Source organism: Neobacillus sp. DZ-9 (genome assembly GCF_059587065.1).
This window is the reverse complement of record NZ_JCAIOL010000002.1, coordinates 411,792-434,238: the sequence shown is the minus strand read 5'-3', so window position 1 is coordinate 434,238 and position 22,447 is coordinate 411,792. Positions and strand designations below refer to the sequence as shown.

At 36.7% G+C, this 22,447-nt stretch carries 23 protein-coding genes; 7 read left to right on the top strand and 16 right to left on the bottom strand.

Annotated elements, in window-relative coordinates; genetic code table 11:
* Positions 1 to 74 precede the first annotated feature (74 nt).
* The 3 genes from AC59HZ_RS06660 to AC59HZ_RS06650 all read right to left on the bottom strand — a co-directional run bounded on the left by AC59HZ_RS06660 (position 75) and on the right by AC59HZ_RS06650 (position 3,211).
* The gene (locus AC59HZ_RS06660) at positions 75 to 1,052 is read right to left on the bottom strand and encodes an alpha-ketoacid dehydrogenase subunit beta (RefSeq protein ID WP_496545063.1); all 978 of its coding nucleotides are present in this window, start codon (positions 1,050 to 1,052) and stop codon (positions 75 to 77) included.
* Positions 1,053 to 1,055: 3 nt separating this feature from the next.
* Complete coding sequence (pdhA, locus tag AC59HZ_RS06655; RefSeq protein WP_496545062.1) at positions 1,056 to 2,171, bottom strand: pyruvate dehydrogenase (acetyl-transferring) E1 component subunit alpha; 1,116 nt, start codon at positions 2,169 to 2,171, stop codon at positions 1,056 to 1,058.
* A gap of 380 nt (positions 2,172 to 2,551) precedes the next feature.
* Positions 2,552 to 3,211: a YkyA family protein gene (locus AC59HZ_RS06650; protein WP_496545061.1), complete on the bottom strand. Its 660-nt coding sequence runs from the start codon at positions 3,209 to 3,211 to the stop codon at positions 2,552 to 2,554.
* A 157-nt stretch (positions 3,212 to 3,368) separates the two neighbouring features.
* Between AC59HZ_RS06650 and def the strand changes: the two genes are divergently transcribed.
* Positions 3,369 to 3,923 (top strand): peptide deformylase, encoded by a 555-nt coding sequence (gene def / locus AC59HZ_RS06645; protein ID WP_496545060.1) that lies wholly within the window; start codon positions 3,369 to 3,371, stop codon positions 3,921 to 3,923.
* A gap of 26 nt (positions 3,924 to 3,949) precedes the next feature.
* On the opposite strand, the gene AC59HZ_RS06640 is transcribed toward def, so the two are convergent.
* Both AC59HZ_RS06640 and AC59HZ_RS06635 read right to left on the bottom strand, forming a co-directional pair.
* Complete coding sequence (locus AC59HZ_RS06640) at positions 3,950 to 4,720, bottom strand: Cof-type HAD-IIB family hydrolase (protein ID WP_496545059.1); 771 nt, start codon at positions 4,718 to 4,720, stop codon at positions 3,950 to 3,952.
* Positions 4,721 to 4,747: 27 nt separating this feature from the next.
* Positions 4,748 to 5,677: a DMT family transporter gene (locus tag AC59HZ_RS06635; protein ID WP_496545058.1), complete on the bottom strand. Its 930-nt coding sequence runs from the start codon at positions 5,675 to 5,677 to the stop codon at positions 4,748 to 4,750.
* Positions 5,678 to 6,138: 461 nt separating this feature from the next.
* Between AC59HZ_RS06635 and AC59HZ_RS06630 the strand changes: the two genes are divergently transcribed.
* Positions 6,139 to 6,348 (top strand): DNA-dependent RNA polymerase subunit epsilon, encoded by a 210-nt coding sequence (locus AC59HZ_RS06630; RefSeq protein ID WP_430069143.1) that lies wholly within the window; start codon positions 6,139 to 6,141, stop codon positions 6,346 to 6,348.
* 3 nt (positions 6,349 to 6,351) lie between these two features.
* Entirely contained in the window at positions 6,352 to 8,019 is a 1,668-nt protein-coding gene (gene rnjA, locus AC59HZ_RS06625; protein WP_496545057.1) for a ribonuclease J1, read from the top strand.
* 42 nt (positions 8,020 to 8,061) lie between these two features.
* Here the strand turns inward: rnjA and AC59HZ_RS06620 are convergent, their stop codons facing one another.
* From AC59HZ_RS06620 to AC59HZ_RS06575, 10 genes are all read right to left on the bottom strand, one after another.
* Entirely contained in the window at positions 8,062 to 8,721 is a 660-nt protein-coding gene (locus tag AC59HZ_RS06620; RefSeq protein ID WP_496545056.1) for a potassium channel family protein, read from the bottom strand.
* Positions 8,722 to 8,816: 95 nt separating this feature from the next.
* A complete protein-coding gene (locus tag AC59HZ_RS06615) occupies positions 8,817 to 9,713 on the bottom strand; it encodes a DUF4349 domain-containing protein (RefSeq protein WP_496545055.1) in 897 nt (298 codons plus the stop codon).
* Positions 9,714 to 9,825: 112 nt separating this feature from the next.
* On the bottom strand, positions 9,826 to 10,281 hold the full coding sequence (locus tag AC59HZ_RS06610; RefSeq protein WP_496545054.1) for a TlpA disulfide reductase family protein: 456 nt from the start codon (positions 10,279 to 10,281) through the stop codon (positions 9,826 to 9,828).
* A gap of 68 nt (positions 10,282 to 10,349) precedes the next feature.
* The gene (locus tag AC59HZ_RS06605) at positions 10,350 to 10,898 is read right to left on the bottom strand and encodes a peroxiredoxin (RefSeq protein WP_496545053.1); all 549 of its coding nucleotides are present in this window, start codon (positions 10,896 to 10,898) and stop codon (positions 10,350 to 10,352) included.
* Between the two features lie 279 nt (positions 10,899 to 11,177).
* The gene (locus tag AC59HZ_RS06600) at positions 11,178 to 12,302 is read right to left on the bottom strand and encodes an N-acetyldiaminopimelate deacetylase (RefSeq protein ID WP_496545052.1); all 1,125 of its coding nucleotides are present in this window, start codon (positions 12,300 to 12,302) and stop codon (positions 11,178 to 11,180) included.
* A 57-nt stretch (positions 12,303 to 12,359) separates the two neighbouring features.
* A complete protein-coding gene (gene dapD / locus AC59HZ_RS06595; protein ID WP_496545051.1) occupies positions 12,360 to 13,070 on the bottom strand; it encodes a 2,3,4,5-tetrahydropyridine-2,6-dicarboxylate N-acetyltransferase in 711 nt (236 codons plus the stop codon).
* Between the two features lie 86 nt (positions 13,071 to 13,156).
* A complete protein-coding gene (ccpC, locus tag AC59HZ_RS06590) occupies positions 13,157 to 14,035 on the bottom strand; it encodes a transcriptional regulator CcpC (protein WP_430069328.1) in 879 nt (292 codons plus the stop codon).
* A gap of 68 nt (positions 14,036 to 14,103) precedes the next feature.
* Positions 14,104 to 14,550 (bottom strand): cyclic-di-AMP-binding protein CbpB, encoded by a 447-nt coding sequence (cbpB, locus tag AC59HZ_RS06585; RefSeq protein ID WP_496545050.1) that lies wholly within the window; start codon positions 14,548 to 14,550, stop codon positions 14,104 to 14,106.
* Positions 14,551 to 14,665: 115 nt separating this feature from the next.
* Positions 14,666 to 14,902, bottom strand: a complete 237-nt coding sequence (locus AC59HZ_RS06580; RefSeq protein WP_496545049.1) for a YkuJ family protein — start codon at positions 14,900 to 14,902, stop codon at positions 14,666 to 14,668.
* A 203-nt stretch (positions 14,903 to 15,105) separates the two neighbouring features.
* A complete protein-coding gene (locus AC59HZ_RS06575) occupies positions 15,106 to 16,317 on the bottom strand; it encodes an EAL domain-containing protein (RefSeq protein ID WP_496545048.1) in 1,212 nt (403 codons plus the stop codon).
* A gap of 144 nt (positions 16,318 to 16,461) precedes the next feature.
* Here AC59HZ_RS06575 and AC59HZ_RS06570 point away from each other — a divergent pair, with 144 nt between their 5' ends.
* On the top strand, positions 16,462 to 17,289 hold the full coding sequence (locus AC59HZ_RS06570; protein ID WP_496545047.1) for a C39 family peptidase: 828 nt from the start codon (positions 16,462 to 16,464) through the stop codon (positions 17,287 to 17,289).
* A 231-nt stretch (positions 17,290 to 17,520) separates the two neighbouring features.
* Positions 17,521 to 18,396, top strand: a complete 876-nt coding sequence (locus AC59HZ_RS06565) for a metallophosphoesterase (RefSeq protein WP_496545046.1) — start codon at positions 17,521 to 17,523, stop codon at positions 18,394 to 18,396.
* A gap of 36 nt (positions 18,397 to 18,432) precedes the next feature.
* Here the strand turns inward: AC59HZ_RS06565 and AC59HZ_RS06560 are convergent, their stop codons facing one another.
* A complete protein-coding gene (locus tag AC59HZ_RS06560) occupies positions 18,433 to 20,526 on the bottom strand; it encodes an EAL domain-containing protein (protein WP_496545045.1) in 2,094 nt (697 codons plus the stop codon).
* A 271-nt stretch (positions 20,527 to 20,797) separates the two neighbouring features.
* Between AC59HZ_RS06560 and AC59HZ_RS06555 the strand changes: the two genes are divergently transcribed.
* On the top strand, positions 20,798 to 21,277 hold the full coding sequence (locus tag AC59HZ_RS06555; RefSeq protein WP_496545044.1) for a YkyB family protein: 480 nt from the start codon (positions 20,798 to 20,800) through the stop codon (positions 21,275 to 21,277).
* A gap of 20 nt (positions 21,278 to 21,297) precedes the next feature.
* The gene (locus AC59HZ_RS06550) at positions 21,298 to 22,446 is read left to right on the top strand and encodes an aminotransferase A (RefSeq protein ID WP_496545043.1); all 1,149 of its coding nucleotides are present in this window, start codon (positions 21,298 to 21,300) and stop codon (positions 22,444 to 22,446) included.
* Position 22,447: the final 1 nt, after the last annotated feature.

Here is a 22,447-nt window from a genome sequence, read left to right as displayed (position 1 = left end):
AAATTGAAATGTGGTTGCGGTTGCGCTCACTTGGATTCATCCTCCTATTTTAGTTAGATTTCTGTAGAACAGAATTAGAATGATAAAACTTTTTTCGCTGTCTCAATAACGTCTTTATAATTTGGCAGCCAAACAGATTCTGCTTGAGAGAAAGGATAAATCGTATCTGCTGCAGCAACACGTAATACAGGAGCTTCTAAGCTTAAAATAGCCCGATCATTAATTTCAGCAACCACGTTTGCTGCTACTCCCGCTTGCTTTTGTGCTTCTTGAACCACAATTGCCCGTCCTGTTTTTTCAACCGACGCAATAATTGTGTCAATATCAAGAGGACTAATTGTTCTTAGGTCAATAACTTCGACAGAATGCCCCTCTTTTGCTAATTCATCCGCTGCCTTTAATGATTCATGAACCATTGCTCCGTAAGTAATAATCGATAGATCTGTACCTTCACGCTTGACATCAGCCTTCCCAAGAGGAATAGTATACTCTTCTTCAGGAACTTCTTGACGGAATGCACGATATAATTTCAAATGCTCAAGGAAAATAACTGGGTCATTATCACGAATGGCAGACAACAATAATCCTTTTGCATCATAAGGTGTGGATGGAACAACGACTTTTAAACCAGGTGTTTGGGCCATTAAACCTTCTAAGCTGTCTGAATGAAGCTCAGGTGTATGAACACCCCCGCCAAATGGAGAACGCACAGTTATTGGCATATTATAGCGGCCGCCTGAACGGTAGCGCATACGAGACATTTGACCGGCAATGGAGTCCATAACTTCAAAAACAAATCCAAAGAATTGAACTTCAGGGATTGGACGGAAGCCTGTCAGCGCCAAACCGATCGCCAAACCACCAATTCCAGATTCAGCAAGAGGAGTGTCAAATACACGGTCCTCTGTAAATTCTTTTTGCAAGCCTTCAGTTGCACGGAATACACCGCCGTTTACACCAACGTCTTCTCCAAAAACCAATGTATTTGGATCATTCCGAAGCTCCGTACGCAGTGCATCGGTTATAGCTTGAATCATTGTCATTTGAGCCATGACTTACTTCGACTCCTTTGCTTTATAGATTTCATATTGTTCTTTCAAGTTATGAGGCATTTCTTCAAACATAATGGACATAAGGTCAGTAACCTTTTGCTTTGGTGCAGCGTCAGCTTTTTTGATTGCTTCTTTAATATCTTCTTTTGCTTGTTCGATTACTTGATTTTCCTTTTCTTCATTCCATAAACCTTTCTTTTCAAGGAACTTACGGAAACGTACTAAAGGATCTTTCTTTTCCCATTCATTATCAAGATCAGCCGTACGATATCGGGTTGGATCATCACCGGCCATTGTATGTGGACCATATCGGTAAGTTAAAGTCTCGATTAACGTTGGCCCTTCACCGTTGACAGCACGTTCACGTGCATCACGAACTGCTGCATAGACAGCTAATGGATCCATTCCGTCAACCTGAATGCCAGGGATACCTGCCGCAACCGCTTTTTGAGCAATTGTTTTTGCAGCTGATTGTTTTTCAACTGGAGTCGAAATAGCAAAACGATTATTTTGCACAATAAAAATCGCTGGTGCTTTAAACGCGCCTGCAAAGTTAATTCCTTCATAGAAATCCCCTTGAGAAGCACCGCCGTCACCAGTGTAGGTAATAGCAACAGCTTTCTGGCCACTCTTTTTAAATCCTAAAGCAACTCCTGTAGCTTGAATATACTGTGCACCAATAATAATTTGCGGTGATAGGACATTCACACCCTCAGGAATTTGATTACCTTGGAAGTGTCCGCGTGAGAATAAAAATGCTTGGTATAACGGCAGTCCATGCCAAATTAATTGTGGTACATCACGGTATCCAGGTAATATAAAATCTTCTTTTTCAAGAGCGAATTGGGATGCTAATTGTGATGCTTCCTGCCCTGCGGTTGGAGCATAAAATCCTAGTCTACCTTGACGGTTTAGAGAAATTGAACGTTGATCAAGGATACGTGTATAAACCATGCGGCGCATTAGTTCCTGAAGCTGGTCATCCGTTAGTTCCGGCATTGCTGCTTCGTTAACAACTTCGCCTTCTTCATTTAATATTTGAAGTGTTTCAAATTGATTTTCGACAGCCTCTAGTGCATTCTTCGCAATGAGCTCTGCATTCTTAAGTTTTGAAGCCATTTGATCACAACTTCCTTTCTAATCAAAAGATAAAATAAAAATAAAAACCACTAAGTTAGATTACCCAAAAAACACGAATAAAAGCCTGGTGTGTATTTGACATCATTTTTTTATTCTCTAACATCTTATTCTGTATCAGTTTTTTATGTAACTACAATGATACAACAAATCAACTCATCTACGAGTTTACACCATTCATATAAACGCGTCAAATCCTTTGCGTAATAATTTTTTACCATGAAGATAATACTAATTCCGATCGTTCCAATTGCCACTGTACTAATATCCCTACCCTCACTGTTATATAAAATTCCCCCATTTTTAAACGTGTTATAATATAGAAAAAAATCGGCTCATGGCCGATTTTTAGGATTAATAGGTTATTTTGTTATTAATTCAGCCTTTTTATAAAAGGTAAGTTTCTTGTCATTATATTGTTCCGTTAGCTTATTAAAACTTTCATTTGCCTCAAAAACTTTTTTATACGAATCATTTAGTTTAACTACCTGTCCTTCTAGATCCTCCAGCTGCAAGTTCTTATTTTTAAACATTTCATATAATTGTTGGTCATTTTTTAGCGCCTCAGTATAGGCACTGTACAGCACACCATGGGCCTGATATCTTTCCATCATAATATCATATAGTTCATTTGCTAATTTTTTTAGTGACGGATCATCGAGCTGTCCTTTTATTTCAGCTATTTTTTTAAATTCTTTTTCAGATTCCTTTATGCTTTTTGTTTCTTTTTCCAAATGCTCTTGTCGTTGATTTGCCAGGTCCAGTGCTTCATCTGAAAGCTTAACAATCTGGTCATATTCCTTCATCCCAAGGCCGATTATTTGGTCATATAATCCTTTTTCTTTCTTCTCTAATGTTACTAGTGGTTCTTGCTGCTCTTCAAACACCTTTTCTTTAGCTGCCACATTTTCTAGAGTTTCATACATTTTTTCGAGAGAAGACTTTTTATTATTACATCCTGTTAAAATTACGAACGCTGCTAAAAAAAATAAAAATAACCTTTTTTTTCTGGTAAAAAACATTTATAAAACCTCCTACCATAACATTTTTAACTATATCTGTACTTTGTTGGTTTGACAATATAAATGGATATTTTGGTAATCATTTGTTAACATTTTATACATTGTTTGATAGACTATTGTTACACATAATCACATTTAAATTCAGGAGTGAATGTTCATGTTAACGATGGAGGATATAATTCGAGATGGCCATCCTACTCTTAGAAAAGTGGCTGCAGAAGTACATATGCCGCCATCAGAAGAGGATGCACAAATTTTACGAAGCTTATTAGAATACGTTATTAACAGCCAAAATCCCGAAATCGCGTACCAGTATGGCCTGCGGCCAGGAATTGGGTTAGCTGCCCCACAGATTAATGTATCTAAACGGATGCTTGCAGTTCATTTAACGGACGACAAAGGGGTTCTTTACAGTTATGCCTTGTTTAATCCGAAAATAATTAGTCACTCTGTAGAAATGGCTTATTTAACCTCAGGTGAAGGCTGTCTTTCAGTGGACGAAGCCATACCAGGTTATGTTCCGAGATATGCGCGAATCACTCTTAAAGGAATAAATCTTGATGGTGAAGAGATAAAGCTTCGTTTAAAAGGACTGCCTGCTATTTGCTTTCAACATGAAATTGATCATTTAAATGGTGTAATGTTCTATGATCATATTGATAAGCAGGAACCGTTAAAAGAGATCCAAGGAGCAATTCCAATCGAAAGATAAAGAAACTCGCCACATGGCGAGTTTTTTTAAATGAGCTGTAATTCTTTTAAACCATTCCAAATACCATCTTTGGCGACATCCGTTGTAATTAAATCGGCATGCTGTTTTGCTTCTGGAACACCATTGCCCATTGCCACACCTGTCCCTACTTCCCTCAGCATTTCTAAATCGTTTAAACCATCGCCAAATGCATAGACATCCTTTAGTTCAAACCCTAATTGATCAATCATTTTTTTAATACCCTCTGCTTTTGAGCCGCCTTTTGGCAGGACATCAACAGAATATGGATGCCATCTTATAAAATCAAAATCCGGGAAAGCATCTAAGTATAATTGTTCATCATGACTCTCACAAAAAAGAAGCGACTGATACAATTTTCGATTCACATAAAAATGCGGATCCTCTTCTGGATGTAAAAAATTTAGGCTTCCCATACTGGTTTCAATAAATGGATGATGTTTTACACTCGACTTCATAGTTTTTTCGTTCATAAATACTAAAGGGTGCTTATTGATCTGTGCTTTTTGATAAAGTTTTTCCATTCCGCTTTCATTCAATGGATTCTCGTATATCGCCTTTTTTTCAAAGACCACATATTGACCATTGAAGCTTACAAAGGAATCTATATCAAGCTCTTCACGCAGCCCTTCGAACATGAATGGAGCCCTTCCTGTAGCAATTGCGACAAAAACGCCATTTTCCTTTAGTAATTGAATGGCATTTTTCGTACTGACCGGAAGCTTCTTTTCATGATCTAGCAAAGTCCCATCAATATCAAAAAAGACAATTTTTTTCATATTCCATATTCTCCTTTAATCAAACACTTATGCTGCATGTGTTACATTTGATTTTTCTTTTGGTTTGATAGAGGCAATATAAACGCCAATAAAAATCACTGCTAAGCCAATGATCATTGATAGATGAATTTCCTCTCTTAAAGCAATTGCTCCCCAAAATAGGGCAGAAATTGGTACCAGATAGGTAACAAGTGAAGCAAACTCAGGGCTTCCTTTTTTAACGAGATAATAAAACAATAGATAGGCTATCCCTGAACCAAGTGCTCCTAAGCCAATAAAAGGGCCCAATGTCTCAGTAGTAATAAAAGAGGCAATAGATCTCGGATTCGCAAATACAACAATAATAAAGCTCATTATAGTGGAAATTAATAGCGTAAAGAATGAAGTTTCCAACACCGTTAATTGGGCTAAATGTTTTTTCGTTAAGTGTGATGCCAACCCATAACAAAAAGTGGCACCGGTCATTAGCAAAATACCGCTAAAATTACCTGAATATAGATCACCTAATTTGACATCAGATAAAATAAAAATCCCTATAAAGCCAACAAAAATGCCAAACCATTGACTTTTTCTTAAAGTGGAAGAAAACAAGAAAAAACCAATAATCAATGTCCAAATAGGTGTAGTTGCATTAATAATTGAGGCCATACTTGAGGTGAGTTTCGTTTCACTTGAACAAATTAACAACCATGGAAGCACGTTATTTGTCAAGGCAATAAGGACCAGCTTAAACCAAGGCATTTTCTTAAGGTTTATTTTTTTCTTTTTCACAATAATAATAGCAAAAAGCATTATCGTTCCAAAAAGGCAGCGGCCAAGTACTATTGAAATCGGCCCCAAAGAAGTTAATAGCACTTTAATAAATAAAAAGGATGTTCCCCAAATAAGGCTTAATCCAATTAAAGCAGTATATAATTTTCCCATTCCCCTTAATTCCTTTTCCTTTATCTCTTTCATTTATTCCTTTAAAACACTAAACCTTCTCAAAGTAAATGTCAATTTGTTTCACCTTTAGTAATTCCATGTTTAACCATGAAAGAATCAGCATTTTCATCATATAATAATAGTAAAAAAACTATCATTTAAAAAAATTTCAATTATCTGCCATTGCTTGCTTTACTTTGGACAAGGAATGTTTAAAATAAGTATTAAGGAGATGATCCACTATGTTAAAGAAGCTAAGGAAAAAGCTTTTAAAACAGTGGAAAGATTTGCTGCGAAAAAAATCTATTGCCTAAATTTTTTTTGAGCCCTTCTAACTTGCGGAGGGCTCCTTCGTTATTGTAAATTGTAAAAACAGATTCTTTTTTTTACATACTTTTCACATTAGCCCATTGCTTTCTAAGAAAATAAATGAAAAAGATGAAAATGTTTTATATAATAGAAAAAGTTATGATTTAGTGAGGAGCGATTTTGTTATGTTATTTAAAGTTTACTACCAGGAAAGCATTAAAGAAGTCCCAGTCAGAGAGAAAACAAAAACTCTCTATATTGAGGGAGAGTCCGTACGTGACGTCCGTACAAAAATTGCCGACCGCGGCTATAATGTAGAATTTGTACAAGAAGTTAAAGGCGCCTATTTAGAATATGAAAAACAAAATGAAGACTTTAAAGTATTGGAGATATAATTTATGAAATTTGTTAAAAATGATCAAACTGCTGTTTTTGCCCTGGGAGGTTTAGGGGAAATTGGCAAAAACACATATGCAGTTCAATTCCAGGATGAGATTATTTTAATTGATGCTGGAATCAAATTCCCTGAGGATGAACTATTAGGTATTGATTATGTCATACCTGATTATACCTATTTAGTTAAAAATGAAGAAAAAATTAAGGGGTTATTCGTTACACACGGGCACGAAGACCACATCGGCGGTATTCCTTATTTATTACGTGAAGTCAATATCCCTATTTATGGAGGAAAACTGGCACTCGGTTTAATAAAAAATAAATTGGAAGAGCATGGTTTATTAAGGAATGCCAAATTAATTGAGATAAAAGAAGATGATGTGATTAAGTTCCGAAAGACATCGGTGACATTTTTCCGAACTACCCACAGCATACCTGACTCCTATGGTATTGTCGTTAAAACTCCTCCGGGTCAAATCGTTCATACGGGGGACTTTAAATTTGATTTTACTCCTGTAGGCGAACCGGCTAATTTAACGAAAATGGCCGAAATTGGAAAAGAAGGTGTACTTTGTCTACTTTCTGACAGTACAAATAGTGAAATTCCTGATTTTACGATGTCGGAACGCAGGGTAGGAGAAAGCATTCACGATATTTTCCGAAAGGTCGATGGCCGAATTATTTTTGCAACGTTTGCTTCGAATATTCATAGGCTGCAGCAAGTTGTAGAGGCAGCTGTGGAAAATGACAGAAAAGTTGCTGTATTTGGTCGAAGCATGGAAGCAGCCATTAATATAGGCCTTGAATTAGGATATATTAATGCACCAAAAGAAACATTTATTGAAGCCAATCAAATTAATCGCTTACCTGCCGACAAAGTTACTATTCTTTGTACCGGAAGCCAAGGTGAACCAATGGCAGCTCTCTCAAGAATTGCAAATGGAACACACAGACAAATTCAAATAATACCTGGGGATACTGTTGTTTTTTCTTCATCACCTATTCCTGGTAACACGATAAGTGTCAGCCGAACAATTAACTTGTTGTATAGAGCCGGTGCGGACGTCATTCACGGAAAACTAAGTAATATTCACACCTCTGGTCATGGTGGACAAGAAGAACAAAAATTGATGCTGCGGCTAATTAAACCTAAATTCTTTATGCCGATCCACGGTGAGTACCGGATGCAGCGCATGCACGCAAAACTTGCAGTGGACTGTGGTGTTGATGAGGAAAATTGCTTTATTATGGACAATGGTGAAGTACTAGCTCTTTCGGAAAACTCAGCGCAGGTAGCCGGAAAAATTCCATCAGGATCTGTCTACATTGACGGCAGTGGTGTCGGAGATATTGGAAATATCGTCTTACGTGACCGTCGAATTCTTTCTGAGGAAGGGTTAGTTGTTGTGGTTGTCAGCATTAATATGAAGGAATTCAAAATTGCTTCTGGACCTGACCTCATTTCTCGCGGATTTGTTTATATGAGAGAATCAGGTGATTTAATCAATGATGCACAAAATTTAATTACAAAGCATTTAAATAAGGTTATGGAGCGAAAGACTAGCCAGTGGTCAGAAATTAAAAATGAAATTACTGATACGTTAGCACCTTTCCTTTACGAAAAAACAAAACGCCGTCCAATGATATTACCTATCATTATGGAAGTTTAATTTTAACAAAGCGGAAGCACCTATAGGAGCTTCCGCTTTTCTTTAATCCAATACCTTTTTTTCAAACCTGCTGATGTCGTTAGTGTTTCCAATTACTATTAATACATCTCCTGTATGAATCATTTCTTTTGCCTGAGGAGAAACAATGATTTCTTCACCTCTTTTTATCGCCACGATATTTAAACCATACTTTTTACGAACATCCAAATCCATGATTGTATTGCCGCCAAGTTTTCCATTCCCCACAATTTCAACGATACTATGTTCATCTGAGAGCTGGAGATAATCAACAACACTACTAGATGTCATATTAATAGCAATCCTTTTCCCCATATCTCTTTCAGGATGTACAACGTGATCTGCTCCAATCTTTCGCAGAACCTTTTCATGATAATCATTTTGTGCTTTGGAGGTAATTTGCCCAACCCCTAATTCCTTTAAAATTAGCGTTGTTAAAATGCTCGATTGAATATCATCGCCAATCGCCACAATCACATGATCGAAATTGCGAATCCCTAAACTTTTCAAGACATTTTCGTCTGTTGAATCTCCCACAACTGCATGGGAGGCAATCATGGCATATTCATTAACACGCTCTTCATTTACATCAATAGCTAAAACTTCCATTCCCTCATCTGTCAGTGTACGGCAAATACTGCCCCCAAAACGGCCTAACCCAATGACTGCAAAGCTTTTCTTCACAAAAACTCCCCCAGCAAATACATTTTCTGATATGCTCCCATTTTAGCATTGATAATCGTTATATATATAGTATGAAATACCGCTTATTCACCATTTCAATTTTTCTTCTTTCGATATATTAGAACTCCTACAAAACCTAAAATAGCTAGTATCACCAGAATTGGAAGGTTCCCTATTATAAAGACTACTAAACCGGACACTACGCTTATTAACATGTTTATACTTTTCATGAATTGCTTTTTCGTTTTTTCCCATGTATTAAGTTTGTCTCTCTCGATATCGGGAACAATTACCTTATTTTCATAAAGAGTGATCGTTACGGTTGAATAGGAAGTTTGATTTTCTAAAAATTTCATTTTCCCCTCGATTGTTTCTATTTCTTCTTGTACGGCGGCTAAATCGGCAGAAATTTTTAATAGATCCTCCGTTTTCGTTGCGGTTTTCATAAATGATAATAATCGTTCTTCTACAACCCGTTTAGATTTTAATCTGGATTCAAGATCGACATATTCCTCTGTTACATCCTGCCCCGTTATATTCCGCTGCAGCACTTCGGCAGCCTGCCCCTCTGCATCATGCAAAAAAGCTTGAAAATTCTTTTGCGGTATTCGGATGGTAATACTGCCGCTGACCTGCTCTTTCCCTTCTTTGGTTACATTAGATGAAGCAATATAGCCGCCATATGTTTCTGCCTTTTCTTCAAGGTTTTTGACCGTTTGTTCAAACTTTTTGACCCTCAAGCGCAAATCCGCTTGATAGATAACCATCTTGTTAGGAACTTCGAGTATTGATTTCTCCTTTGGAGCACTAGAATTATCTGTCTCACCAGAGTATATCGAGGACTTCTCTCCATTACTTGACTGTGAAGAATCCATTGCAGCTGTATTGCCTTTACTCATTTTTGCGTCCTCATTACTACTTGAACTACATCCTGTAAAACCCAGCATTAAAACAATGAAAAAAATAGGGAACACCTTTTTTACCTTTTTCAATCCATGACACCCCTTTTTCTCTCTTTATAATTACGGACGATTAAATGAATACAAGGTTACAAAGAAGCAATAAAAAAACCGCTCGCCCATATGGACGAACAGTTTTTATTGTTTATTCCGTTTTTTCCAATTCATCTAAAACACGGTTTACTCGCTTTTCAAGCATTTTCATGCCGCTCCCGCCTGCTTGGAAATGACGAAGCTTTCCTTCACGGTCAAAAACATAGTAAGCTGGTACATACTGATTTTCAAGTGCTTCTGTTAGCTTATGGTCGTTGTCAACAAAAATAGGCTGGTTAATTCCATGCTCTGCAGCCACTTGCTTGATTTCTTCTAAATTCAGATCGTTTTCCGATCTTGGCATATGAACTGCAACCACGTTTAATTTGTCTTTAAAATCATCACGAAATTGGTTAACTTGAGGCATTGCCTCTTTACAGAGATGACAGCTGATCGACCAAAAATGAATCAAAGTTGGTTTTTCACCAATTAATTCATCTCTAGTTACTTCACCGTTTAACCATTCCGTTGCACCGGTTAATTCTGGCATTGACTCACGTAATTTCACCCGAGATTCCTCCTATTAAAAAGACCTAACGCTTTTAAAGAGTTAGGTCTATCTTGTTTGATTAATAATTATACGTTAAGTGTAGCTTGTCCAGGCTTCCAGTTAGCTGGGCAAAGGCCGCCAGTTTGCAATGCTTGAAGAACGCGTAAAGTTTCATCTACATCACGGCCGATGTTGTTATGGTTAACAACAGAGTACATTAATTCCCCTTCAGGGCTGATGATGAATAGTCCGCGAAGTGCAATACCTTCTTCTTCAATTAAAACTCCATAATCACGGGAAACAACATGATTTGTGTCAGCCGCTAATGGATATTTCAAATCGCCAAGGCCATTTTCTTTACGATCTGTTTTAATCCATGCTAGGTGAGTATGAATTGTGTCAGTTGAAACACCGATAACCTCTGCATCAAGGTCTTCAAACTCATCGTAACGGTCAGATAGAGCTGTAATTTCAGTTGGACAAACAAACGTGAAGTCCATTGGATAGAAGAATAATACAGTCCATTTATCGTTTTTCATATTTTCTTCAAGGCTTACTTTTTTAAATTCTTTGTTTGGCAAAACTGCATCCATTTCAAAGCGTGGAGCTTGCTTACCTACCATACGTTCTGGCATTTGAATCCCTCCAAAATAATCAATAATTAGTAATAGCAATTCTCATTTGCTATCCTTCTGACAGTTCTCATTATAGGACAAATCTATTTTTGAGTCAATATTAAATTATAATTAATTTAAATAAATATTAATTATCAATTATAACCTAAATTTCCCCTTAATAAGTTTCTCCCTAAATAATCTAGAATAAACGACAATATGTAACAATATTCCTTTAATTCACTATAATTTTACCATGATTATCCTTAGTAATAAAATAAAAAGCATTTTCATTACAGCTTATATATTATTACCTTTATACGTTAAAAAGCTCGTTATCATCTTAACGGCCACGCCAATTGCCTCTTCTTTGGGATTTAACATGGCATGATGCAGACCATATGGGGAATCGACACCGAGCCAAAACATCAATCCGGGTATTTCCTTGAGCATATACCCATAATCCTCACCAGTCATCGCTTCCTTGCATTCAATCACCTGAACATCTGTTTCTTGTTGGATATAATTGATAAAATCTCTGGTAATAGATTCTGTGTTATAAACTTGATGGTACATTGAACCATAATCAATCACAGCTTCACATTCATAGCCTGCTTCAATTCCTCTTACCAACGCCTCAATGCGGTGCTTGACCTTCTTCATCGATTCCGGCGACAAAGTGCGAATCGTCCCTTCGAGCCTTGCTTTTTCAGCAATGATATTCTGAACAGTTCCACCGGTAATTTTTCCAATTGTAATAACAGCACTATCTAACGGGTCCACATTCCTGGAAATAATCGATTGCAGCTGTGTGACAAGCGTACATGCGGCAATCACCATATCATTCGTTTCGTGGGGTCTTGCCGCATGTCCGCCTTTCCCCTTTAAATCGATGAACAACTCCGATGTATTAGCAAATAAAAGACCTTCTTTCACTGCGATTGCCCCAACAGGGTACTCTGGTGCAATGTGCAGTGCAATGATTAAATCCGGCTTCCATTCCTGCATTTCAGTTGATTTCAACATTGGTTCCGCTCCGCCTGGCCCTTCTTCGGCAGGCTGGAAAATAAATAATAGATCATCCTTGATTGGATTTTCTACAAAATAAGTCAGCACACCTAGAGCAATGGTCATATGGAAATCATGGCCGCAGGCATGCATTCTTTCCTCATGGGTTGACGAAAAAGGAAAGTCAGTCTCTTCAGTTATCGGCAAGCCATCAATATCCGTTCTGTATCCAATAGTTTTTTCAGGCATTAATCCATGAACCTTGACAAATAACCCTGTTTTCCATTTTTTAATTGACAGTCGATCCTGATGCAGCCCTTCTAAATAAGCCAATAAATAGGCTTGCGTTTTAAACTCTTGAAAACCCAGTTCAGGAATTTGATGAAGGTCGCGGCGAATTTTGATTAATGAATCCATCTAAGACTCTCCTTTCTATAAAAGAAGCGTGGAAAAGGCTCCACGCTTTTACATTTCTTATAGTTGACGTAACTCTTGCATGATCTCAGTTTTTGACTTTGTCTTTTCATCAATATCTTTAATTTTACGTGCTGGCATGCCGGCTACGACCGTATATGGCGCTACGTCCTGAGTAACCACTGCTCCTGCAGCGACGACGGAGCCTTTACCGATTGTTACTCCTTCTAAAACAACGGCGTTCGCACCAATTAGAACATCATCTTCAACGACTACTGGTTTTGCGGATGGCGGTTCAATAACGCCTGCTAAAACGGTGCCTGCGCCGATGTGACAGTTCTTACCTACTGTTGCTCTTCCGCCAAGGACAACACCCATATCAATCATCGTTTTTTCGCCGATAACAGCTCCGATATTGATAACTGCCCCCATCATAATGACGGCATTGTCGCCAATTTCCACTTGATCACGGATTGTTACCCCTGGTTCAATACGGGCATTAATATGCTTAGTGTCTAGCAACGGAATGGCAGAATTACGTCGGTCATTTTCAACTACAAAATCTTCAATTTTTCCCTTGTTTGTCTCTAGTGCTTCACTAATTTCTGCCCATTCTCCGAAAACAACACCAGTATTTCCATTAACAAATGCCTTAGCACTGGCTCCAAAATTGATTCCTTCTAATTCTCCCTTTAAATAAACCTTAACCGGAGTAGATTTTTTACTATTTTGAATAAAGGAAATAATTTCATGTGCATCCATCATTTTCATAATACTGTTTACCCCCTAATTGTATGTACTAAAAAATAATTTACCAAACAAAGTAACTGAAAACAAGCAAAACAGCGTAATACTTCCTAAGATTCAGAAATATGTTCTTTAATGAGTTCGACAAACGCCTGTACCTGTTTTAATTTAAAGGAAGACTCATACCCTAATAGCCAGGTATCCCGTTTTAGCGGTTCATTATTCTCATCTAAAAGGGGTATTTTGAAAATATCCCTTTCTGCTTTAGTTAACGTAATTCCAGGCAATATGGCATAACCAATACCATTAAAGGCCATTTGTTTACATGTCTCAATTTGGTCAACAAGCACTGTCCTTTTCGGTGAGGTTTTAAAGTTCCGCATCCACCAATCTTGAATTTCTTGATAATAATTCGAGTCACTTTTAAATTGAATAAAAGGCCGGTCAACTTCTAAAACTTGTTCCGGTCTCATAATTTCTCGATCAACCAAATAAAGCGGATCGTCAAAAAGATGGACCTTTACCCCCTTCCAATCAGGAGTGCCGCGGATAATTCCAATATGTACCTGATCATCATATAAGCATTTTAGGATTTCACTGCTCCAGCCAGTAATAAGTGAAATCTTTGCTTGTGGATACTTGTCAATGAATTTCTTTAATACTTGAGGAAGCCAATTTTGACCCACGATAGAGGCTACTGCTATTTTTAAGGTACCTGAAACCCCGGATTGCAGCGAATAAATCGTTTCGCGAACCTTTTCTTGCTTATTGAGAACGTCATTAACAAATTCAATAACATGTTCTCCCGCAGGAGTGAGGGCAAGGCCTTTTTGCGAACGAATAAATAACTTTGTTCCCCAATCTTTTTCAATGGTCTGTAAGCGCTGCGAAAGGGCCGGCTGTGATACAAACAACCGTTCCGATGCTTTACGCATATTCATTTCCTGAGCTAAGACTGATAATAATTGATATTCCGATAATGAGGACATGTCTTCACCACCTTCAAAAAGATCCAAAAAAATATGCCCCCATATAGGGAGCCTGGAACAATCATTTATCATTTTTTTTTAAATCGTTTTACTTGTTTATTTAATTGATTTAATACTGTGCTTCTTGGCACTATCCCCTCAAAAAAGCCTTCTTCCGTCTCAACACATAAAAAGGGATGATTGACAAGTATGTCCAAACATATATTAAGTGAGGCCGAAATTTTAACCCGTGGAATCGTCTTTTTCATAACTTCTTCTACGCGTTTTTTTTCAAGGGTTTCAAACTCTATTCTTTCTAGACCAAGGATAGAGTCCATGATAATTGGAGTGCTAATCAGCCCATGGAGCTTATAATGCGGGTCCAGAACTGGAATGGCGGTATAGCCGCTTTTTGTTAACACTAATAAGGCATGCTCAAGATTGTTGCCAATTTGCACATGTGCCACCCGTTCGGATGGGATCATTAATTCTTTAATGGTTAATTCTAAAAATTCCCCACTGGGAAGACTAATCATCGCCGAAAACTCCTCAATGTATGTTTTTCTACAGACTTATTCTATCATAGTTTTCGGAGGTCTGTGTGAATTTAAATACCGCATTCACAAGGAAAAGAAAGGAACCAATTGGTTCCTACTGAATTAAATCAAAAATTTCAATTGTGATCATATCAATATTATCAAATTGATATCGTTTAGGTTTTTCCTTTTCATTGTAAACCTCTAATTCATACGTTACCGTCTTTGGGTGAAATGTTACCTGACACTTTCTCTCTCCATTAACTTCAAAATAACGCTGAGCTGGCTCACCGCTGTTAGCTGTTTCCTGAAGATTTTTTAATCTTGTTAATATACCTTGAAGCTGTGACATCCGTTTAATCTCCTTTCAAACACAAACAAACTTATACTTTTATATTTCACAATTGGCCTGTTTCTATCCTTATGGATTATTTACTTAAAAAAAATCCAATTTTCGCATGCCAATATTAAAAGAATAAAATAACTGATACTATTTGTCCAAGCAAAAATGAAAAAATTGACTATTTTTTTTAAAATGCCTATCCAGAACCTAAACTACAGTAATTGCTCGTGTTCGAATAAGTATTGGTAAGAAATGTCGATAAACAAATAATCATTTCCGTTCATTGGATAGGAGAAGGTTCTAATATTCTCCCCTGTTTCAATGTCACGATATAAATCAGATAAAATTCCTTTTCTCTCGTTTCTCATTTTGATAATATTTTCTAAAAAATAGGGTCGCCAACTCCAGTTCTTGTTCTTATATTCAGCTTGAACAATCCATCCATTTTTTTCTTTAAAAATGTTTGCTGATTTTTGAACCCCATCTTCATCACAAATATACATACGAAAAGCAATATGATCCAGTTCTTTTATTAACGTTTGCAAAAGCTCTTCAAATCCAGCCTTTTTATTTTTCATAATAATTTCTTGAACCATTGAATGGAAATATTCTGAAGCTAAATAAACACCCTCTAATTTTCTTTTTTCATAAGAAATAAAATCGTGAAACTTTTCTTTTAATCGGTGTTTTAAAAAATCTCTTTGAATAAATTCTGCTGCAGGGGGATATAAATAAAATCCTTGATAATAGCGGCCTCCGTTCTTCCAGGCAAACTGCAGCTGATAACTCATTTCAATATTTTCAAACATAAGGGTTGCTCCAATTTTTCTTGCTAAAAGGGACAGGGTAAACAAAACTTCATGGAAGTTCATTCCAGTTGCCGTAGATTTAAGCGGTTCTAAATTTATTTTTAAAATATCCGGCTCAAGCTGTCCAATTCGCTCAAAATGATAACTTTCACTGTCCATGCTAGAAACAGCAATTTTGATCCCATATGTCCGATAATATTGAAGCAGGTGATCAAATTGATCGATATCACCCAAATATTTCCTTTCCGAAATTTCAAGGACAATTCTGCTTAAATTAAACCCCTTTTTTTCAAATTCTAAAAGCTCCTGCAAAAAGGGCTCACCATGCCCATACATTAATAACTCGGCATTACGATTCAAAAATATACTAATATCATCATCAAGCTTAATCGCATTTTCAAGGGCTTTCCTAACTAACAGCAAATCAACCTCAAATTTATACTCATCAGGAATTTGATCATCTTGAAAAAATTCCCCTAAGCTTATGATATTATCCCCGGTCTTATATCTTCCCAAAACTTTGTAAGCAATGACCTGTTGTTCATCAGCACTAAAAATCGGTTGGAAATAAGGAAAAACATGTTCAAGATCCGATAGAATTTCCAAGGCATCCATCGAAGTACCTCCAAAAAAAGATTTACTCATAATACCATACGTTTACTTGCCCCAGCCCGTTCGTTCATTACCAAAAGGATACCATTATAGCCCCTAAGAAACAATCAAACAATATGGTTAATCTAATCAAAGGGGGAAAAGTTTTTGAGAAAACTTTTCTTATTAGCCTCGATCCTTCCCATGTTTGGATGCAGCGACTTTAATGATGATTCAAAAGCCAGTTCAAATCTTATTCAAAACAAGCCCGCTTCAACATATCGAGTAGAAGAGAAGCCTAAATACACAAACTACAACATGAACGATCTTACTGATCAGGTGATTTACGATAAAAAAATTCCCAACCAAGGTAGTCATGTTAGTACAACTGGCAAGAAAAATTCTGCTTTGCTAAATGTAATCCTAATTAGACAAAACCCTGAGCTGCGATATGGTTGTGAAGTGACCAGCCTAGCCATGATGTTAAATTACGCAGGTGTCAAAACGAGCAAAATGGATTTGTACAGGCTTATTCAAAAGGATCCCGATCCGCTCATCAAATCTCCAAAGGGAGATATTTTACGATGGGGCAATCCAGCAGATGGATTTGTTGGGGATATGACAGGAAGACGAGCTGGGTATGCTGTTTTTGATAAGCCGATGATAGCATTAATTAATCAAAAGCTTCCAGGCAGAGCTATCAATTTGACCAATCAGCCATTTGACCGTGTATTGGAGCACGTTTCAGCAGGGTATCCTGTCGTTGTCTGGACAACTGGGGATTATCGCCTTCCTGACCGCTGGGAATCCTGGTATCACGGAAAACGATATATTAAAACACCCTTGGATTTACACGCCGTAGTACTTGTTGGATTCGACTCCAATCATGTTTACTTAAATGATCCACTTTCAGGCAGGAAACAAGTAAGAGTAGACAAACAACAATTTATCGCTTCCTGGAAAGCTCTGCAAAACCGTGCAGTAAGCTACCGTTAACAAAAGCAGCCCTACAAGGCTGCTTTTTCATGAATTTTTCTTATTTTTTTCGAATATGCTTTGTTTAAAGGTAATCGTTATATTGAAACTCTGTTGATTGGAGCGGAAGGCGCAAATCAACAGCTATGTAGTAAACGAATAAAAATTAATAATAACATTTTACTTGCAAAAAGTGCTTTTTTTACCGAAAATACATATGGAAAGTAATTCAAAGATAGGTTGGTAGAAAATATGCCTAAAAAACTAAAAAGGAGAACATTTCTGAAACGAACATTTGGTTCATTTCTAACCGTTCTCGGATTAAGTTCGGGGGGCTACTTTTATGCCAATCGAATTGAGCCCTCATTACTCGATATTCAAAATCTTGAAATTAAGAACCCGTTAATACCCAAAAGTTTTAACGGTATAAAAATCATCCAGTTCTCTGACACCCATCTAGGTTTTCATTATAATCTTACCCAATTATCCAAACTAGTCAACAAGATCAATGACCTAAAACCAGACATCATTTTTTTTACTGGTGATTTAATGGATGAACCAAATAAGTATTCAGAAATTAATAAACTGATTCCTCTTTTGGAATCATTACGCCCCCCTCTTGGTAAATTCTGCATTTTCGGCAACCATGATCACGGAGGCTATGGTTCAGACATTTACCGAAATATTATGGAAGCAACCAACTTCACTGTTCTACTAAATGAATCGGCACCTATCAAATTAAAAGACGGGAGCAGGATTCATTTATTAGGGATTGATGATGCAATGTTAGGAAAACCGGATTTGCCCTTGGCCTTAAAGAATGTACCACAAAACCAGTTTAAAATTTTATTATCCCATGCACCAGATCTTGCTGATGATGCATCAAGATATCCAATTGAATGGCAAATAAGCGGTCATAGCCATGGTGGACAAGTTAAAATACCCTTTATCGGGGCGCTTGTCATTCCTCCTTTTGCCAAAAAATATCCTGAAGGTCTTTATTCTATTGGTGACCAAAATCCATTAACCCTATATGTTAATAGAGGAATCGGAACTACCCGTTTGCCTTTTCGATTTATGGCAAAGCCAGAATTAACAGTCTATACGCTAAGACCTGAAACAATATAAAAAATCCTTATCCAATTTTAAAAGATAAGGATTTCTTTATTTAATAAAGCGATTTTCTAGTTCATTAACTGGAATTGGCTTTGAATAATAATAGCCTTGTATTTTATGACAATTTGCATTAATAAGAAATTCAACTTGTTCTTTTGTTTCTACACCTTCAGCTATCACTTCAAGGCCTAGGCTTTTACCTAGATGGATAATTGTGGTTGCAATGGCTGCGTCTTTTTCATCAACCATGATATCTCTAATAAAGGATTTATCAATTTTTAGAACATCAATAGGTAGTTGTTTTAAATAATTCAATGATGAATAACCGGTCCCAAAATCATCCACTGAAATAGAAATCCCTAAATCCTTTATTTTCCTTATAAGTGGGATTGTTTCATTCGTATCACTCATGACACCTTCCGTAATTTCAATTTCTAAGGAAGCTGGATTAATTTTATACTTATCGATCATTGACTTAATGAACTGGACAAGATTTGGCTGCTGAAATTGCTTAGGAGAAATGTTTATAGCAACTCTAATATCATCATAACCCCTATCATTCCATTTCTTTATTTGACGGCACGCATGTTCTATCACCCAATGACCAATTGATATAATAATACCTGTATCCTCGGCCAAAGGAATGAAGTCACTTGGCGAAATATTGCCAAATTCGGAATTTTTCCATCGAAGCAGAGCTTCGAAGCTTTTTGCTTTTCCAGTTGCTAGTTCAATTTGCGGTTGATAAAACAAGGAAAGCTCCTTCTTGTCGATTGCCTTCCGTAGATGAGTTTCCAGTGTAACTGTATTGGAATAAACATTATTCATTTCTGACCGATAAAATTGAAAATGTGCCTTTCCTCTCTCTTTTACTCGAAAAAGGGCCTCATCAGCATTTTTAATTAACATTTCTGCATCCTTTCCATCATTTGGATACATACTTATTCCAATACTTGGCGAGATAAAATACTCATGTGAATTAAAGTAAAAGGACATCGAAAACGCTGAAAACATCTTGCTAACAAATGTACTTGCTGCTTTTCGGTCTGAATTTAGCAGCAATATATTGAACTCGTCTCCCCCTAAACGATAAATAAAGCAGTTTTCGTTTTGAAACTGCAATAGACGGCGGGCAACCTGTTTTAATATTTCATCTCCTACCAAATGCCCGAGTGTGTCGTTTAAATGTTTAAACCGATCCAAATCAATAGAAATGAGAGCAAAATATGTCTTGGAAGGGGAATAAATATGTTCATTTAAATGATCTATTAATGATCTCCTATTAAATAATCCAGTTAGTTGATCATGGAAAGCCATAAATTTTAACATTTCCATATTTTTTGCCTGTTCCGATAAATCCTTTATAATCACATAAAGACCCATTATTTCTCCATGTATCACAATGGGTACCGTTTTAATATGAACAAACAAAAGTTGTCCTTTATTATGAATAAGCTTACAATCCAACGTTTCCAATGCATATCCTGAACATGTTTTTTCTAGAAGTTCTTTAAATTGTTCTAAATCAGGATCATTAATTAAATCGTAAATGGATCTATTTGACATATGCTTTTCCGAATGCCCAGTCAGCATTGCTGCAGCAGGGTTTGCTTCAAGTATTTTCCCTTCAGGACTAATCGTAAAAATGGCATCCAAATTATTATCCACAATAGAACGATACTTTTGTTCACTTTCGATTATCCTTTTTTTCTCTATGTACCACTCTGTTACGTCCCTTGTTACGGCAACAATGTAACCTACCGTATTATTTTCAGAAAAAATCGGGGTTAATATCGTTTCCCCATAGACTTCAAACTCATTATCAAAGGTAAAATGATCATCATACATCACAATATCTTTTCTTCTTAATAATTTCTCATACTCCCGATGGAGCGCTTTAGCAAAATCATCAGGCAGGACTTCTTGAAGTGTTTTTCCAAGAGCATAAGGAGAAAGTTTAGCTTTCCTCATCCCCGATTCATTGACAAACAAATAGCGAAAGCTTGGTCCTTTTTCGACCTTCATCACATAAACCATATCTTGAACATGTTGAAAAATGATATCGAAGATTATTTTTTGTATTTTGTTACTGGCTTTTCCAGAAGCTAGCTCGCTGGCCAATAAATTACGTAAATGATTCATTACATCATCCTTCAGACGAAAAAGTTCTCAATTTTTTAAAATAATGTTTTTCTATCTATCATTTCTATTTTACAATGAAATTAACTGAAAGGAAGCAATTTATTGAAAATAATGATTATTTCACCAAAATTTTTCTTTTCTTTCATAAGTATTGCCAAAAACTAAAGTCATCTCGCAATTTTAAGTATTAATAGAATTCATGTTATATTTTAATTTCGGTTAATAAAAGGTATAATGGAGATGTTCGAAAAGATAGAAAGGAGAACATATTTTGAATCCCGATCAGAAATATCCCCAAAGAAATGGGAATTTAACCATTGAAAACCTCGCTCAAGCAGTCTTTATTGTGAATCGCCATGCAAAGACAGCGACTAACCCCAAATTTTTGTACAAATTAAAACAAGAATCATTAAAAAAATTAATTGAAGAAGGTAAAGCCAAAAAAGTAGGTCTACATTTTTCTGAAAACCCAAGAAATAGTCAACAGCAATCCGACGTCCTAGTGGAATGTGGCAGATATACCTTCCATATTCCTCCTACCAAATTGGACTTTCATCAACTTCCGCACTTGGGTAAATTAGATAATCATATAAGAAACCCTAAAGCCGTACTTTCACTTAATGCTGCAAAAGCAATATTGCAGTCCTATACAGGAATTTCCGAGGAAGGACCTCCTCCCTCAAATCAACGAAGAAACCAACGAACTTATCAAAAACCGATATTCAAAAAATTAGGTGAAAGATATTCTTAAATCTGGAAGGACGAACATAAGTGGAGCATTTGATTAATCAGCGAGTTAAAGATATCGAGATTTCTGGAATCAGGAAATTTTTTAATATGGTATCCCATATAGATGACCTAATTTCATTTACCATAGGTCAGCCTGATTTTCCCACCCCCGAGCATGTGAAACAAGCGGGAATAAGTGCAATTGAAAAGGATTTTACCTCCTATACTCATAATGCTGGGACGATTGAATTAAGGAAGGCCGCAAGTGAATTTGTCGAAAAGAAATATGGTTTACACTACAAACCTGATTCAGAGGTAATCGCTACTATGGGGGCCAGTGAAGCCATTGATATCACCTTTAGGACTATTCTCACTGAAGGTACTGAGGTTATTTTACCTGGCCCAATTTATCCTGGCTATGAACCAATTATTCGGATGATGGGGGCAGTCCCTGTCCATGTAGACATTAGAGAAAACCAATTTCGATTTACATTAGAGATGATAAAACCCTTTATTACTGAAAAAACCCGCTGCATAGTCCTTCCATACCCTTCAAACCCTACAGGCGTAAGTCTTTCAGAAATGGAGTTAAAGGAAATTGCCGACTTTTTAAGTGATAAGGAAATTTTTGTACTTGCCGATGAAATTTACAGTGAGCTTACTTTTGACCGGAGCCATAAATCAATTGCGAGCTTTTTAAAGGAAAAAACAATCGTTATTAATGGGTTATCAAAATCTCACTCGATGACAGGGTGGAGAATTGGCTTTTTATTTGCATCAGAATCCATTACCAAACATATTCTGAAGGTTCATCAATATAATGTTTCATGTGCAAACTCAATTGCCCAAAAAGCGGCTTTTGAGGCCTTAACGGTGGGAATTAATGATGCTCAAAATATGAAAAAAGAATACGAACGCCGAAGGGACTATGTTTATGAGCGATTGACAACAATGGGACTTGAGGTCGTGAAGCCTGATGGCGCATTCTATTTCTTTGTCAAAATACCCGCCACAATACCATTGAATAGCTTTGAATTCGCTTTGGAGCTTGTTCAAAAAACAAAAGTTGCCGTTGTTCCCGGCAGTGCATTTTCTGACTATGGGGAAGGTTATTTCCGTTTATCCTTTGCCTGTTCAATGGAAACTTTAGAACTAGGACTTAACCGTATTGAAGAATATTTAATAAAATAAA